The following is a 15,621-nucleotide window of genomic DNA, read 5'->3' on the forward strand; positions in this document are numbered from 1 at the left end:
ATTATTGTTTTAAGATTTGTTTTAGTTGGTTCTTTTCCAACAAAATAACCATTCCCAAAAATACAACTAACATTACAATTCCTATAACATAATTCTCTCGATATAGGTAAAATGACATGGCTGATAAACCAATTGAAACAGATAAATACAATCCTATTTTTTTTAAGTTATAAGGTATTGGATAGTATTTTCTTCCAAAATAATAGGATAACATCATCATCGAAGCATAAGCGATAAGTGTCGCAATAGCAGAAGCTTTATAACTATAAGTCTTAATAAACATTAGATTAATAACTAGAGTTACAAGTGCACCAACTACAGAAATATAGGCGCCAAACTTTGTTCTGTCAGTTATCTTATACCATACTGATAGATTATGGTAAATTCCTAAACAGAAATTAGCTAATAGTATTATTGGCACAATCCACATGGCTTCCCAGTATGCCTCACTTCTAATTATAAATGGTTTTAAGACATCAGCAAATACAACTACTGTCAACAATATTATTGAGCCAAATGCCACGAAAAACTCTAGGATATTTGCATAGTTTTTTTGTGGGTTTTCAGATTTTGCATGACTGAAAAAATAGGGTTCTATTCCTAGACGATAAGCCGTTGCAAAAAGCGTCATAAACAAGGCTAATTTGTAACATGCGGAATACATTCCTATTTCATTTTCTGCAATATCAGATGGTAATAACTCTTTTAATAGGATTCTGTCAAAGGTTTCATTAATTGAAAAGGCAATCCCTGCAATTAAAACTGGTAATGCATAACGCATCATTTGTTTCCATAAATTTCTATCAAATTTATATTTGAGCTTTATATAAAATGATGCCATTAAAACCAGTGTAAACGCACTAGCAACAAGGTTGGCTATAAAGATGTAACTAATCTCAAAATTAGGTCTGTAAATTGTTTCGAATAAACCACTTGTAGATGCAACATTTTTAAGTGCTAACAAGAAAAATAGGTTAAGACCAATATTAACACATACATTCACTATTTTAATAATGGCATATCGCGTTGGTTTTTCATTTGCTCTTAGCCATGCAAATGGAATAATTACCAAGGCGTCTAAAAGTAATATCCAAATAACTAGGTTAATATATTTTACATCTATATCAATGAAATTGGAAATTCGATCCTGTAAAAGCAAGGCAATAACAAAAAACCCTAGTGACGAAATTAGTAATGAAACTGTCGAGGTACCAATTACCTTCTCCTTGTCTTCCTCCTTGTTAAAAAACCTGAAAAAGGCTGTTTCCATACCATAGGCCAATATGACATTAAATAAGACGAAGTATGAGAATATTACGGACACCTTCCCGTATTCAGCGGGACTTGATAATACCGCTTCACTAGTATATAATGGCACCAATAAAAAACTTAACATTCTTGGTAAGACTGTGGCCAAACCATAAATAAATGTTTGCTTAAAAAGTGATTTGAATGCGCTCAATTAGTCAATTATAAGGATGTCCAAAAATATTAAATATATATTGACCATTGGTGATACACAATAAAAAAGCTTCACTTATTTTAGCGAGGCTTATTGTATGCTATTTTTATTCTTCTAATTTTCATTATCATCATCTAAGGTTGCAAAGCTATTACCTTTTGGTCTTATATATAATGATGGCGCCCCATTTTCATAATAAGTCCCAGCATATTCTTTAGGTTGCTGTATTTTTATGTATTTGGTTTCATTATTTTCAATATAACTTACTACACACTCATTATCCTTAAGTATAAATGGATATTGATCCGATTTATTATTTGGATTGAAAACATATGCTTTAGATTTATTTTTCAAAAGTGCAGCATAACGCCCTCCTCTTTCTACTAATTTGCCTTTTAAATTTCTGAAAAATACACTATCAATTTCAATGTAATCTGGTTTACTAACTATAGGTACAAAAATATTTACTCCTGTGCCACCGACATCAATACCAGCATACCATTCTTGAAAATATACTTTATTAATTTTAAACTCAGTTTGTTGTTGGAATACTGTTGTTTCTTTTGGGCTTGCACATTGATATGATAGTAAAAACAACAATACGAAGCTTAGAGAAAAGAGTGGTTTAAATAACTTTTTCATTACATAACTAGGTTAAGATTTGGGATGACAATATAATAAAAATATATATTATCGGTAATTATTGCATTTCGTCGATAAAATACAAGATGATTTTGTATTGAAAAACAAAAAACCCCAACTCAAAAGAGTTGGGGTTTTTTTATGAATAAATGATATTTCTAATTATTTAAGGCTTCAGCTCCACCTACTATCTCAAGGATTTCATTAGTAATTGCAGCTTGACGTGCTTTGTTATATGTTAACTTAAGCTGATCTCTTAACTCTGTTGCATTATCTGTCGCTTTATGCATCGCTGTCATACGCGCACCATGCTCAGAAGCAAAAGAATCTCTAATTCCTTTAAATAATTGAGTCTTTAAGGATTTAGGAATTAATGTCTCTACAATTTCTTGCTTAGAAGGTTCAAAGATATAATCTAAGTTATTACTTGCATCACTTTCTACAGGTACAATTGGTAAAAATTGCTCTGTCATTATGATTTGAGTTGCAGCATTTTTAAAGCTGTTATACACTAATTCTACTTTATCAAATTCTGCATGAATAAACTTATCCATGATCATCTCAGCAATTTCTGCAACATTTTCAAAAGTTAAGTCATCGAAGACTTCACTTTTATTTGCTATAACATTACCTGTTTTTGAAAAAGCATCATTTGCTTTTTTCCCAATCGCTAAAACTGAAACATTCTTATCAGCATAAGTATCGCTCATAAGAGCATTTACTTCTTTGATAACATTTGAATTAAATGCACCACAAAGTCCTCTATTAGAAGTAATGGCAACAATTAATACATTGTTTACCTCTCTTTGGTCTGCAAATTTACTTCCGCTATCGGCATCTAAAGTCGCACTTAAGCTCTGAAGCAACTCAGTTAACTTGTTAGAATATGGACGCATTGCAGTAATAGCATCTTGAGCCTTTTTTAACTTTGCAGCAGATACCATTTTCATGGCACTGGTAATCTGCATCGTTGAAGACACCGATGATATTCTGTTACGTATTTCTTTTAAATTTGCCATTCTTTAGTTTATAAAGACTCCTTGCGTTAGCTCAGAGTGACATTTCTTTTTATTTAAGCCTTAAACTTAGCAGATAAATCTTTTGCTACACTAGTTAATGTATCAATAACCTCGTCTGTTAATTTACCAGCTTTTAATGTATCTAAAACATCTCTATGCTTAGTATTTAAGAATTCGATGTAATCTCTTTCAAATTCTTTTACTTTCTCTACTGGTACCTCTCTTAATAGGTTTTTAGAACCAGCATAGATTATCGCTACCTGATCCTCAACTGTAAATGGATCATTTTGAGCTTGCTTTAAAATTTCAACATTACGTCTACCTTTTTCAATTACGTTAAGCGTTGCTGCATCAAGGTCAGAACCAAACTTAGCAAATGCTTCTAATTCACGGAATTGAGCTTGATCTAGTTTTAAAGTACCTGCTACTTTCTTCATAGATTTAATCTGAGCTGAACCACCTACACGTGATACTGAGATACCTACGTTAATTGCAGGACGTACACCAGAGTTGAATAAATCTGATTCTAAGAAAATCTGACCATCAGTAATAGAAATTACGTTTGTTGGGATATATGCAGATACGTCACCAGCTTGAGTCTCAATAATTGGTAAAGCTGTTAAAGAACCACCACCTTTTACAAGCGGTCTCAATGATTCTGGTAAATCATTCATGTTCTTAGCAATACTATCATCATCAATAACCTTAGCTGCACGTTCTAATAATCTTGAGTGTAAGTAGAATACGTCACCAGGATACGCCTCACGTCCTGGAGGACGACGTAATAATAATGACACCTCACGATAAGCAACCGCTTGCTTAGACAAATCATCATAAACAATTAAAGCTGGTCTACCAGTGTCTCTAAAATACTCACCAATTGCAGCACCTGCGAATGGTGCGTAAACTTGCATTGGAGCAGGATCTGATGCGTTTGCTGCTACAATAACAGTATAGGCTAGTGCACCTTTATCTTCTAAGGTTTTAGCAATGTTTGCAACAGTTGAAGCTTTTTGACCTACGGCAACATATACACAAAATACAGGCTCACCTGCATCATAAAATTCCTTTTGATTTAAAATAGTGTCAATACAAACAGTAGTCTTTCCTGTTTGACGGTCACCAATTACCAACTCACGTTGACCTCTACCTACAGGAATCATAGCGTCTACAGATTTTATACCCGTTTGTAATGGTTCATCAACTGGTTGACGGAAAATTACACCTGGAGCTTTACGCTCTAATGGCATTTCGTATAATTCACCTCCTATTGGTCCTTTACCATCTATTGGGTTACCTAATGTATCAACTACACGACCAACCATTTCCTCACCTACTTTAATAGATGCAATTCGGTTAGTTCTTTTTACTGTAGCACCTTCCTTAATTTCTTTTGAAGGACCTAATAATACGATACCAACGTTATCTTCTTCAAGGTTAAGTACAATTCCTTCTAATCCACCTTCGAATTCTACTAATTCTCCGTATTGTGCATTAGAAAGTCCATAAGCACGTACAATACCATCACCAACAGTTAATACTGTTCCTACTTCGTCTAATGAAGCACCTGCTTCAAAACCTGAAAGTTGTTGTTTTAAGATTGCTGATATTTCAGCTGGTTTTACTTCTGCCATTTTATTTTAGTCTTTAGCTACTACTGTAAGCTTTTAATTTAATGTGAATTCTCTTTTTAATTTATTCAATTTGTTGGCAATACTTGCATCATACTGTAAGTCACCAACTCGCAAAACGAATCCTCCTAAAATAGACTCGTCTACTGTATTAATTATCTCTGTTGATTTACCCGTGAGTTCCTTCACTTTAGCTAAAACTTTCTTTTCTAAGTCTTTAGTTAAAGGAGTTGCTGTGGTAACTTTTGCAACCTGAGTGTCTCTAAGTGCATCATATAAATGATTGTACTTGTTTGCCACATCACCCAACAAAGCAATTCTCTTGTTTGTAATTAAGGTGTTAATCAAGTTTGTAGTTGCATTATTAGCGTCTCCATACACAGCCTTTAAAACCGACAATTTATCTGAAGATCTAACCACAGGGCTTTGAAGCATTGCGCTTAAATCACTATTACTAGCAATTGCAGAAGCAATTTGCTTCATATCTGCATTGACTTTGTCAGCCACTTTATTGTCAGAGGCTAAACTAAGTACTGCTTTAGCATATCGTATTGCTGCTCTTGATCCTGCCATCAATTATTAATTTAAAGTCGTTTCACCTAACATATTCTCAACAAGCTTTAACTGCTTGTCCTTGTTAGATAGTTCGTCACGGACAACTTTTTCTGCAATCTCAATAGATAGACCTGCAACATGGCTTTTCAATTCTGCCATTGCTGCCTTTTTCTCACTTTCAATTGCTGCTTGAGCTTGCTCTATCATTTTACTTGCTTGAGATTGAGCTTCGTCCTTTGCATCAGCAATCATCTTAGCTTTCATCTCACGAGCATCTTTTAGCATTGCCTCACGTTCTGCACGAGCTTCTTGTAAAATACGCTCGTTATCAGCTTGAAGATTTTCCATTTCCTGGCGCGCTTTTTCAGCAGAAGCTAAAGCATCCTTGATGCCTTCTTCTCTTTCACTAACCGCTCCTAAGATTGGGTTCCATGCAAATTTTCTTAATATAAAAAGTAGGACTAAAAACGTTATTAAAGTCCAAAAAACAAGTCCAAATTCTGGTGTAATTAAATCCATTCTATTCTATTTAAATAACTTAAATTTTAAAAATACAGAAGCAACCAACCGTTACTTCTGTATTTTACTTTTTACCCTTGTAAGAAAGCAACAACAACACCAAATAGTGCTACCGCTTCTACGAAGGCTGCTAAAATTAATGCAGAAGTTTGAATCTTTCCGTGCATCTCAGGTTGACGTGCCATAGCTTCCATAGCTGACCCACCAATTCTTCCGATACCCATACCAGCTCCAATAGCTGCTAATCCAGCTCCAATCGCTGCAATTCCTGTAATAGTCATAATATAAAATTTAAATTAATGATGTGCTTCTTCTGTTGCCATACCAAAATATAAGGCTGACAAGATTGTAAATATATATGCTTGTATTGCTGTAACAACAATTTCAATAACAGTTATAAATAATGAAAATGCTACAGACACTGGTGCCATAGCCTCAGTCTTAAATACAAAGATTAAAGACATTAATGCCAAGATAATAACGTGGCCCGCTGTGATGTTTGCAAACAAACGAATCATTAGTGATATTGGTTTTACAAACATTCCTATAATCTCTATAGGCATTAAAAATATTTTCATTGGTACAGGTACGCCTGGCATCCAGAAAATGTGTTGCCAATAATGCTTGTTACCACTAAATGTTGTAATTATAAAAGTGATAGCTGCCAAGGTAAATGTAAATGCGATATTACCACTTACATTCGCACCATTAAGTATTGGAATCAATCCAAAAATATTATTGATCCATATAAAGAAAAATATGGTCAACAAATATGGCATGTATTTTTTGTACTTATGCTCTCCAATCATTGGCTTTGCTATCTCGTCTCTTACGAAAACAATAAGAGGCTCAACAAAACTTGCGATACCAGATGGTACATATTCATCAGATTTTTTATATCTGCGTGCGGCTGAAAGGAAAATCAATAACAATACAGCTATTGATACCCACATCATAAAAACATTTCTTGTAATTGATAGATCGAATTTTGGCCTATGAGCATTTGTAGGATGACCCTCTGCATCAAAAGTCACTTCTGAGGCGCCTTCGTCCAGGACATACACTTTCTCATGAACATTTACGAAACGCTGCCCGTTTCTTTCTACTATCTCATGACCATGGTAATCGTGGTGAAACGCAGATGATGAAAAAGTTGTTAATCCTTTGTCTGTATAAACAATGACAGGAAGAGGAATTGTAATATGAAATTCATTCTCCTTACCTTGGTTAAGGGTTGCGATGTGCATTCCGTAAGCATCCTTTACGTGATGCAAAATCATTTCTTTTGGGTCGAATTTTTCGTCGTCTCCTCCTTCTTTAGAGTCTCTAGCAAAACCAACTAAACTCACTGATAAAAACAGAACGGTTAGTGCTAAACGTTTAAAGGTGCTTAATGTCATTCTTTACGGCTTTAAAATACCTTGTTTTAAATTCGCTGCAAATGTACACACATTATATGAATTGACAAACATTATTTCACCCTTAATTTGTAAAGTTTTTTGTCTATAAAATCTATTGGTTTGCCTTAAGGGTGAAAAAAGAAAATTTAAGGCTTTTGCAGGAATCTCGTTAATGCAAAAACTTCAAAGAATAGATATAAAAAATATGGAATGAAAAAGTTGAAAACATCTGGTTGCTTATTTTCAAAACTTGAAAGTAATAATGGCAATAAAAAAAGAATAGCCAAAAACATTTTTAAAAATGTCATTACCATAAACAAATTAAAAATATCTTTTTTCCCAGATGAAAATCTATAGTTTATTACGGAATAAAGTATCAATGTAATAAATACATGGAAGGCGTAAATCTGCCAAACAGGAAAAAAGAAAATGATATCCTTAGCAAAATGATAGAGTAAATAACTGTGTACAGCAAATAATACTGCAGTCACACCAATTAATTGAAGTAAGAACACGCCTTGTCTTTTCTTAAACTCTCCCATGATATATTAAACTGTTATTCTTTTGAAGATGCAATAATACGCCTTATTACATAAACAATAGATAAAATAACTCCTGCCAATGTTAAGCCTAAGGTATACAGGTTTTTTTCGTTTGGATATGCTTCATCTAATTTAATTCCAGCAAATGTTCCAACACCAATTATAGCCATCATCTGTATGACCAAACCAGATAATCTTGCGTAAGAATTAAGCCTGTTTTTCTGGTCTTTGACTTGTTTGTTGTTGTTTGATAGGCTCATTTGTAAGTGCTTTTACTGTACCTTTCATGCTACATGTTGCATTAAATGTTGCTCCTGGTTCTACAGCAAGTTTGCTAGTGTGTACTTCACCTTCTATATGTGCTGTTGATTTTAAGGACAGTGTTCCTGATAAAACAAGTTTGCCAGAAAATTTCCCTTCAAAATCAGCATTTTCTCCCTGTAAGGTACCCTTAACATATCCGGATTTTCCAACAACAACCTTTCCGGATGTTTTTACATTTCCATCAACTGTACCATCAATTCTAAAAGGACCTTGACTAGTTATATCTCCCACAATCTTAGTCCCATGCGCTATAATATTCTGTTGTGTGTTTGTTTCCATAGTTATATGTTTTTTAGATTTCTTAGCTTCTGAAGAAAACATAATTGTATGCGTTTATTGTTGTTCTAAATAAGTTTCTAAGTTTTTATGTCGTTGAATAATAGCATAATTTGGCGATGAAATAGGAAAGAATGGTTTGGTAATTTTTGGAGGGATTGGTCTTCCTCTTTTATCCTTTTCTTCTGTTTTAAGCAATTCTGCAAAGCCACGAGCTCCAGAAATACTTTTTAAACCGTGCACTACAACAAAAGTAGTGTTTTCGTCATACACGTCTCTGGAGGTTGTAAGGTCAAAATATTTTACTTTGGCAACTTCCTCGTTTAGAACTTTAATAAAATTATCTATATCTTCTCCAGAATCCTTATTAAATTGATAGATTACGTTGAAGTTTTTAGAGGCGTCGTCTGCAATAAAATCTTTTTTAGCTAGGGAAGGTATGGCATTATCCATAATCTCTTGTGCTTTTTTACCCTCCTCTGTATTTGCATAAGTCAATGCAATAAAATTGATGGCTTCCTTGTATGCTTCAAAACCGAATAGCCTTCCCCTTGCTGACGCCTTCAGTATTTCAAATTTAGGAACGAAATCATCCCCTTCAAATTTTCTTATGTTCTCATCTGCCTCAGCAATTACCTCTGCATATTTTTGCTCATTAAACTTATTGTACAAATTCGTGTAAATTGCTTCTGGGCTATTCTCGTCCTTAGCTAATTCAAGTTGAGGGTTTAACAAGATTTCAGCATATCTAGAATCGGGATAGTTTTCTACAATATCCTTCTTCATTGCCTCTGCCTTGCGATTTAAGCCAAGTTCTTCATAAATGCGGAACAAATTATATTTAGATGGCAATATTAAGCGTTCTTCTGGCTCGTTTTTTAATAATGTCTCATATCTGGATTTTGCAAGACCCAACTCCTTGAATTTTTCTTTATAAATAACACCCAATTGATAATACGCGTAATTTCTTTCTTTGGCTATACTATCTATTTCTTTTTGTTCAGTTGGTAATTGAGCAATGTAAAAATCTGGTGACAGAGTATTGTCCTTATCTTCTGAAGCAACGACTTCACTTTGCTCTGTATTGCTTATTCTTTTGCGTTGATCTGATAATCTCCAATTATCTTGTAATTGTCTATCTCCCCAAAGTTTTAGAAATTCATTCTTTCCATAAGCAACTGTGGTTGGGTTGTAGAAATAAAAACTGCTCTTATTTCCACCAATACTTCCAGGTATTCCGCCAGGGTTTTTATTAGAACCTAGTCGGTTATTTATTTTATTATCTGCAATCTGAATATTACCAGAATTAGATTGCCTTTGAGACTGCTCTTTTTTTAATTTTTCTTCCTCTTCAGCTTTGACCTTAAGTATTTCAATATATTCAGCATAAAATGCTATTTGATCTTCCTCAGGTAAACTTACCATTTTCAGAATACTATCATTTACCTCAGCAATTCCTTCATAATAAATTACATCATCAAGGTTTTCGCGTTTGCGTTTTAATATCCTAAACTCCTTGGTCTTTGGTTCCATGGCCGCCATGGTACTATCATAATAAGCTCCAGCCGTTTTATAGCTGTTTTTATCAAAATACATATTGCCTAAGGTCTCGTAGTTTAGTGCTTTTAAATACTGATCTGTGGTTGTTTTCCTCAGAGACTTGTTATAATAAGCTTCAGCTAAACTGTCGGACATATTACCACGATGAAACTCAGCTATCCTATGATAAATCTTGTCTAAAAAAGGACGATTTTCACGGTTTTCTTCTAACTCCATTAAATACTCCTGAAACGCTACTATATCTCCATTTAGCTCGTCAAAATTCTTAGACTTTTCTAAATGCGCATTTATATAAAATGCTCGAGGAACCTGACGATGCATTTCAATAATTTTGTCAAACTCCATATTGGCACTATCCTTTTTGCCAAATTCATTATATAATTGTCCTTTAATAAAAAGATAGCGCGCTCTTTCTCTTTTAATCTTAGTGTTTTCTGCAGCAATTTCTAGCTGAGCCATGGCGCTATCCTTAGATTTGGTGTTGATATAAGCCTGCGAGAGAGTTGCGGTAGCGTCTGCTAAATCTTGATCCTCAAGTTGTTCTTCCTCTAATAATCGCTTAAGTTTTTTAATAGCAATTTCATTATTGTCTAAGCGCATGTCTGCCTTTTCTCTCCAAATCTTTACTTGATTAATTTTATCGCTAGTTGGATATTTATTTAGGATATTATTAAAGGCTGCAAGTGCCGGAACGAAACGCTGATCATAATAACGAGCTTTACCTAATAAAAGGTAAGCCTCATCAATTTGCGGGTTCTTCTCCTTGCCTTCTATGTTCATTCCATGAACTTGAACTGCTTTTATAGCCTTTTCTTCTGCTCTTTCAAAATCTGCATTTTTTGTTTGACCCGGAAGAAATATATCATCCTCTATACTCATTCGTTCAACAGGAAGTAGTTCCCAGAAATTCTCCGAATATGCGTCATTAACCGTTTCGATCCCACGATCTAAGGCAAGATTACCGTTGTAAAGCACATTGTATTTTGTGCCTAATGCATGAAAGTTCCTGTTGATAAACGTGTCTTTCTTACGAGAACAACTTTGGGTAATTATCGCAATACAAATAAGAGGTAGAAAGATTTTTATATAGGTCTTCAACGTTTATTCTATTTGATTAATAGATAACTAAAATCTTGGGTGTTTAGTGTGCTATTTGGTAAAAATAAACATCTTTTTGAATTTATGGGGTTTTATATAGGTTTTTCAGAACTAGGAACCCGCTATAACTAAAAAACTCACAACATTAAAATGATATGAGTTTCTTAATTGTTTATAATTAAATTCTACTCTTCCTCTTGGACAGGTTCAAGGTTGCCAGCAAAATGAGCTTCAAGTTCTTTTAATGTTGCTGGATTAGTTTCTAAGTCTTTAATAATCTCACCCTTTTCTAATACAACGATACGCTCGCATACATCTGTAACATGCATTAGATCATGACTAGATATCAATACGGTAACTCCTTGTTTTTCAGCCAAATCTTTGAGAATCTGTTTTAAACGGATTTGAGTCGTTGGATCTAAATTTGCAAAGGGTTCGTCTAATATTATAACTTCAGGATTTCCAATTAAGGCAGCAACTATACCGGCTTTCTTCTGGTTACCCTTACTTAAGTCTCTTAAGTATTTTTTCTTGCCTATAATTTCTCCATTAAAGAAATCTTCAAATTTTGACGTTAAAGCATCAATGTCTGCTTTATTTTGGCCTCGCAAATCACCAATAAAATAGAAATATTCCTCCGGTGTTAAATAGCCTATTAAAAAACTCTCATCAATAAAGGACGAAGTGTAAGGTTTCCAGTCCTCGCTTTGGTCTACAATTATTTCTCCATTTGATATACTGCCTGTTGTAGGTTTTATTAAATCTAACAATAAGCTAAAATATGTGGTTTTACCTGCTCCATTATTTCCAACTAAACCAAAACTTTGGCCTTTTGGAATATTGAGCTCATCAATTTTAAGAACCGTAGTTCCATTATATGCTTTTGAAATGTCTTTTGTATATATCATGGGTAGTCTTTGTATTAATTATCTTGACTAAAAGCGTTAATCATTTTATATTTTGAATCTAGGTAGCGTTTAGTAATAATTCTCATTAATTTTTTATGAAAAACAATACCTGCTATACCTAAGAGAATTAGTGCTATTATACCTGTTTCAAATCCAATGAGCCAATTTAGTATAGCAAAAATTATCATTGGTAATATCATAAGTGGTAATCCGATTATCCACTGTACGGCACCAGTGCCTTGATAATTAAATGCTGCTCTTTGATTGAGGTCTATTTTCTTTCTATTAAATGAACCGCCATATAACATAATGTGTGAGTTAACTCCTATATTGTATATGGCCGCTGCAAAATGAGCAACTAGAATTTTCCAACCAAAGTATACATAAGGAATACTCAGTACAAATATTATCGCTACACTTAAAACCATTAGTATGAATTTTGATCTCAAATATTGCTCGTACTTAATGTTTTGACTCATTAACATTTTGTAATAACCACTATCCCAAGCTGGTATAAATTGACCGAAATTTATTAGGAAAATACCTGTTACAAAGATTCCAATAAACGGAAATAACCATACCATGTCTCTATACATAGGCTGTGGGTAGAAAAATAAACCATAGAGCAGACCAATGAGCATAATCCATACCGATGATTTTGTTCTCTTATTTCTCCATATAAGTTTGAGATCTAATTGCATAAATGGAGCTATATCACCAAAGCGTTTTGTCCAAGATAAATCTGCTGCTTTTACTTCAGTAATTTTGGATTTCAAGGAACTATCTAAAAACAATTTGTCCTTCAGAAGTTTAAAGTTAAAAGAATAACAAAGAGCAAGTATTGCTATTGGAACTAAAATAAAAATTGGGTTATTAGCTATACCTAAGAACGCATCTCCTAATAAGGATGTCATAGAAACAATTCCAAAAGCATCTAAACCATATAATGTGCCAACAAAAATTATTAATGGTAGAAACGAAAATTCTAGTTCTGCAGAAAATGCTTCAATAATAAAGTTTAAAAAATTACCGATTAACACTACAATTATCATTGTAAACATCCATGTTAATGCAGTTGATGTGCAGTAATCATTAACGATTAGCATAATACTGAATGGTATTATGGCGAATAATGGCAAGAAATTAAAAAACGATAAGGCAGACTTCCCTAAAACATAATGAACCACAGTTGACCTTTTAATGGGCAGTGTTAATAACGGTTTTACACTCATTACTGGCAGTTTTTGTAAGAAGAACCGCATCAATAGATCAATCATTATCCAAAAAAAAATAAATCCATTGGCAACAACAAATGGATCTTGATCAGGAAATACTTTCTTGAGGATAGGCAAAAGCCCAAAGCCTAGAATTAAAAAGACAACTATAAAGTATAGTGCAAAAAATACTAGAAGTATATTAAGCCCTAAGCTCTTTTGCCAATAGGAGGAGCGAAAATATTGTTTCCACTCTAAATTAATAAAATGCTTAATCATAGCTGTTTGGTTAGTTTTTTCTATTAGTAAACTTAATTGTTAATTTGTTACAAACAAAGATTACTTTAATGTTAGGCTTCATTATTTTTGCAAAAAATTATTGCAATGTCACAATTCCATCCATTAAAAATTGAATCTATAAATAAAGTTACTGATAAGTCCGTGGCTATTACATTCGATGTGCCTGAAGACTTAAAAGACAACTTTATTTTTGAAGCAGGCCAATATATTACACTTCGTGCTAAGATTAACGGTGAAGAAATTAGAAGAGATTATTCAATATGTTCTTCTAAAAATAGCGGAAAATTAACTGTTGCGGTTAAATCAGTTGAAGGTGGTTCATTTTCGGTCTACGCTAATAATGAATTAAATGCTGGAGATGTTATTGATGTTGCAGAACCAAATGGTCGTTTTGTGTTTGAAGCAAATAATGCTAAAACAAGAACTATTGTGGCCTTTGCTGCTGGAAGTGGTATAACACCTATTTTAAGTATTGCAAAAACACTTTTAGAAGATGAGCCATTTAGCAATTTAATTTTAGTTTACGGGAATAAATCTTTAAGTGATGCCATGTTTTCTAATGACCTAATACAACTTAAGGAAACATACGGAAATCGATTTCATGTTCACTTTATCTATAGTCAAACTCAGGAAGAAGACGCTCTTTTTGGCCGTATAGAAAAAAGTACAGTTAACCTTATTTTAAAAAATAAATATAAAGACGTCACAATTGAAAAGTTCTACTTATGTGGTCCTGAACAAATGATACAAAGTGTTAAAGATGTTCTTTTGGAAAATAACATTAAAGAAAATGACATCCTATTTGAATTGTTTACTGTGCCTGTTGAGTCGAATGAAAAATCAACTGTTTCTGTATCTGACGGTAATTCTAAAATAAAAGTAATTGTCGATGAAGAGGAGTTTGAATTTGAAATGTCTAAAAATCAAACTATTCTCGAAGCAACTTTAAAAAAGGATATTGATGCACCTTATTCATGCCAAGGTGGTATATGTAGTAGTTGTATAGCCAGAGTTACAGAAGGCCAAACCGAAATGAGACAGAACAATATTTTAACCGATAATGAAGTAGCTGAAGGTTTGGTTTTAACTTGTCAAGCACATCCAACTTCTGATTCTGTTGTTGTTGACTATGACGATGTTTAGTTAAGTATTCGAAATTGTAGACATTACCTTTTCGACTACTTTTTTTACAGATACACTCCCTGAACAATCCTCATATTCCTTTGGATATTTATTCCCATATATTGAAGTTGGTATTAAAGAATACTGTTCTCTATCAGCCAGCAACATGTTAGATTCTGACTGATTAAATGAAGCAAAACCAGCAAATGGATGTGTAACTCCCCAAATGGTTATAACCTTAATACCAAACATCGCAGCCAAATGTGCATTTCCTGAATCCATAGAAAGCATCACATCTAAATTAGATATTAAATTGAGCTCCTCCATAAATGATAATTTCCCAGCAACAGAAACAACATTTTCATATTTAGCAGATATCTCATTTAGTATTTGAATTTCATTTTTCCCTCCTCCAAATAAAAAAACTTGATTTTGCTTGGAAAGTTGTTCTATGACTTTCTCCATTTTATCCAAAGGATACATTTTACCCTTGTGTGCTGCAAAAGGTGCAATTCCAACCATTGAATAATCTTGCCTTACCTGTTCTGAAATTTCCTTTGGTATTATTCGTTTCGAGGGAAACTTTGGCTTAGCTAAATCAATTGGATAACCTAACTTTTCAAACACATCAGCATATCTCTGGTGTGTAGTTTTTATCTGTTTAAATATTTTGCCAGCTATTAATGCTTTCTTTTCAGCCCTGCCTTTATCTATTTGTTCAACTTTTTTACCAGCAAAAAAGAACTTAAGGATTTTACTGCGTAATACATTGTGTAAATCAGCAACTGCATCAAAACCTAGTAGCTTTAACTCTTTAGATAATTTATATAACCCCAAAAGGCCCTTGTGACGCACTTTTAAATCAGCGGAAAAAACTTCAACATTATTTAGCCCTTCAAATAGAGGTTTAAAAAAACCTCTGGTTAAGACTGTAACTTTTAACTGTGGATATTTTTCAGTGAGAGCCCTAAGAACTGGAACAGTCATAGCTACATCTCCCATAGCCGAAAACCTTATAAGAATTATGTGTTCTGGTTTTGGCATATTTG

General features: G+C 33.5%; 16 protein-coding genes. 1 reads left to right on the forward strand and 15 read right to left on the reverse strand.

All coding sequences use genetic code 11. From position 1 onward, the window contains the following. Position 1: 1 nt before the first annotated feature. The 14 genes from LBV24_RS03880 to LBV24_RS03945 all read right to left on the reverse strand — a co-directional run bounded on the left by LBV24_RS03880 (position 2) and on the right by LBV24_RS03945 (position 13,429). Positions 2-1,462, reverse strand: a complete 1,461-nt coding sequence (locus tag LBV24_RS03880) for an oligosaccharide flippase family protein (RefSeq protein WP_224477285.1) — start codon at positions 1,460-1,462, stop codon at positions 2-4. Positions 1,463-1,576: 114 nt separating this feature from the next. Further along, on the reverse strand, positions 1,577-2,104 hold the full coding sequence (locus LBV24_RS03885; protein ID WP_224477286.1) for a hypothetical protein: 528 nt from the start codon (positions 2,102-2,104) through the stop codon (positions 1,577-1,579). Positions 2,105-2,262: 158 nt separating this feature from the next. Beyond that, positions 2,263-3,123: an ATP synthase F1 subunit gamma gene (gene atpG, locus LBV24_RS03890; RefSeq protein WP_224477287.1), complete on the reverse strand. Its 861-nt coding sequence runs from the start codon at positions 3,121-3,123 to the stop codon at positions 2,263-2,265. Between the two features lie 53 nt (positions 3,124-3,176). Next, positions 3,177-4,757, reverse strand: a complete 1,581-nt coding sequence (atpA, locus tag LBV24_RS03895; protein WP_224477288.1) for a F0F1 ATP synthase subunit alpha — start codon at positions 4,755-4,757, stop codon at positions 3,177-3,179. A gap of 33 nt (positions 4,758-4,790) precedes the next feature. Next, the gene (gene atpH / locus LBV24_RS03900; protein ID WP_224477289.1) at positions 4,791-5,327 is read right to left on the reverse strand and encodes an ATP synthase F1 subunit delta; all 537 of its coding nucleotides are present in this window, start codon (positions 5,325-5,327) and stop codon (positions 4,791-4,793) included. Positions 5,328-5,333: 6 nt separating this feature from the next. Then, positions 5,334-5,828: a F0F1 ATP synthase subunit B gene (locus tag LBV24_RS03905; protein WP_224477290.1), complete on the reverse strand. Its 495-nt coding sequence runs from the start codon at positions 5,826-5,828 to the stop codon at positions 5,334-5,336. A gap of 71 nt (positions 5,829-5,899) precedes the next feature. Then, a complete protein-coding gene (atpE, locus tag LBV24_RS03910) occupies positions 5,900-6,109 on the reverse strand; it encodes an ATP synthase F0 subunit C (protein ID WP_181855271.1) in 210 nt (69 codons plus the stop codon). Positions 6,110-6,124: 15 nt separating this feature from the next. Beyond that, positions 6,125-7,228 (reverse strand): F0F1 ATP synthase subunit A, encoded by a 1,104-nt coding sequence (atpB, locus tag LBV24_RS03915; RefSeq protein ID WP_224477291.1) that lies wholly within the window; start codon positions 7,226-7,228, stop codon positions 6,125-6,127. 146 nt (positions 7,229-7,374) lie between these two features. Continuing rightward, positions 7,375-7,770: a hypothetical protein gene (locus LBV24_RS03920; RefSeq protein WP_224477292.1), complete on the reverse strand. Its 396-nt coding sequence runs from the start codon at positions 7,768-7,770 to the stop codon at positions 7,375-7,377. Between the two features lie 14 nt (positions 7,771-7,784). Then, positions 7,785-8,030: an AtpZ/AtpI family protein gene (locus tag LBV24_RS03925; RefSeq protein ID WP_224477293.1), complete on the reverse strand. Its 246-nt coding sequence runs from the start codon at positions 8,028-8,030 to the stop codon at positions 7,785-7,787. Continuing rightward, positions 7,978-8,415 (reverse strand): bactofilin family protein, encoded by a 438-nt coding sequence (locus tag LBV24_RS03930; protein ID WP_114301937.1) that lies wholly within the window; start codon positions 8,413-8,415, stop codon positions 7,978-7,980. The genes LBV24_RS03925 and LBV24_RS03930 overlap by 53 nt, the downstream gene beginning before the upstream one ends. Positions 8,416-8,427: 12 nt before the next feature. Further along, a complete protein-coding gene (gene porW / locus LBV24_RS03935) occupies positions 8,428-11,028 on the reverse strand; it encodes a type IX secretion system periplasmic lipoprotein PorW/SprE (RefSeq protein ID WP_224477294.1) in 2,601 nt (866 codons plus the stop codon). A 185-nt stretch (positions 11,029-11,213) separates the two neighbouring features. Then, positions 11,214-11,936 (reverse strand): ABC transporter ATP-binding protein, encoded by a 723-nt coding sequence (locus LBV24_RS03940; protein ID WP_224477295.1) that lies wholly within the window; start codon positions 11,934-11,936, stop codon positions 11,214-11,216. 14 nt (positions 11,937-11,950) lie between these two features. After that, positions 11,951-13,429, reverse strand: coding sequence for a DUF5687 family protein (locus tag LBV24_RS03945; RefSeq protein ID WP_224477296.1), 1,479 nt, complete (start codon positions 13,427-13,429; stop codon positions 11,951-11,953). A gap of 105 nt (positions 13,430-13,534) precedes the next feature. Between LBV24_RS03945 and LBV24_RS03950 the strand changes: the two genes are divergently transcribed. Then, positions 13,535-14,593 (forward strand): ferredoxin--NADP reductase, encoded by a 1,059-nt coding sequence (locus LBV24_RS03950; protein ID WP_224477297.1) that lies wholly within the window; start codon positions 13,535-13,537, stop codon positions 14,591-14,593. On the opposite strand, the gene LBV24_RS03955 is transcribed toward LBV24_RS03950, so the two are convergent. Continuing rightward, complete coding sequence (locus tag LBV24_RS03955) at positions 14,594-15,616, reverse strand: glycosyltransferase family 9 protein (RefSeq protein ID WP_224477298.1); 1,023 nt, start codon at positions 15,614-15,616, stop codon at positions 14,594-14,596. Positions 15,617-15,621: the final 5 nt, after the last annotated feature.

Origin of the sequence: Winogradskyella vincentii (assembly GCF_020166345.1) — a bacterium.
Classification (GTDB): domain Bacteria; phylum Bacteroidota; class Bacteroidia; order Flavobacteriales; family Flavobacteriaceae; genus Winogradskyella; species Winogradskyella vincentii.

Coding starts and splice junctions, on each gene's coding strand:
- LBV24_RS03885 (WP_224477286.1), bottom strand. CDS start 2,104: ATGAAAAAGTTATTTAAACCACTCTTTTCTCTAAGCTTCGTATTGTTG.
- atpG (WP_224477287.1), bottom strand. CDS start 3,123: ATGGCAAATTTAAAAGAAATACGTAACAGAATATCATCGGTGTCTTCA.
- atpA (WP_224477288.1), bottom strand. CDS start 4,757: ATGGCAGAAGTAAAACCAGCTGAAATATCAGCAATCTTAAAACAACAA.
- atpH (WP_224477289.1), bottom strand. CDS start 5,327: ATGGCAGGATCAAGAGCAGCAATACGATATGCTAAAGCAGTACTTAGT.
- LBV24_RS03905 (WP_224477290.1), bottom strand. CDS start 5,828: ATGGATTTAATTACACCAGAATTTGGACTTGTTTTTTGGACTTTAATA.
- atpE (WP_181855271.1), bottom strand. CDS start 6,109: ATGACTATTACAGGAATTGCAGCGATTGGAGCTGGATTAGCAGCTATT.
- atpB (WP_224477291.1), bottom strand. CDS start 7,228: ATGACATTAAGCACCTTTAAACGTTTAGCACTAACCGTTCTGTTTTTA.
- LBV24_RS03920 (WP_224477292.1), bottom strand. CDS start 7,770: ATGGGAGAGTTTAAGAAAAGACAAGGCGTGTTCTTACTTCAATTAATT.
- LBV24_RS03925 (WP_224477293.1), bottom strand. CDS start 8,030: ATGAGCCTATCAAACAACAACAAACAAGTCAAAGACCAGAAAAACAGG.
- LBV24_RS03930 (WP_114301937.1), bottom strand. CDS start 8,415: ATGTTTTCTTCAGAAGCTAAGAAATCTAAAAAACATATAACTATGGAA.
- LBV24_RS03940 (WP_224477295.1), bottom strand. CDS start 11,936: ATGATATATACAAAAGACATTTCAAAAGCATATAATGGAACTACGGTT.
- LBV24_RS03945 (WP_224477296.1), bottom strand. CDS start 13,429: ATGATTAAGCATTTTATTAATTTAGAGTGGAAACAATATTTTCGCTCC.
- LBV24_RS03950 (WP_224477297.1), top strand. CDS start 13,535: ATGTCACAATTCCATCCATTAAAAATTGAATCTATAAATAAAGTTACT.
- LBV24_RS03955 (WP_224477298.1), bottom strand. CDS start 15,616: ATGCCAAAACCAGAACACATAATTCTTATAAGGTTTTCGGCTATGGGA.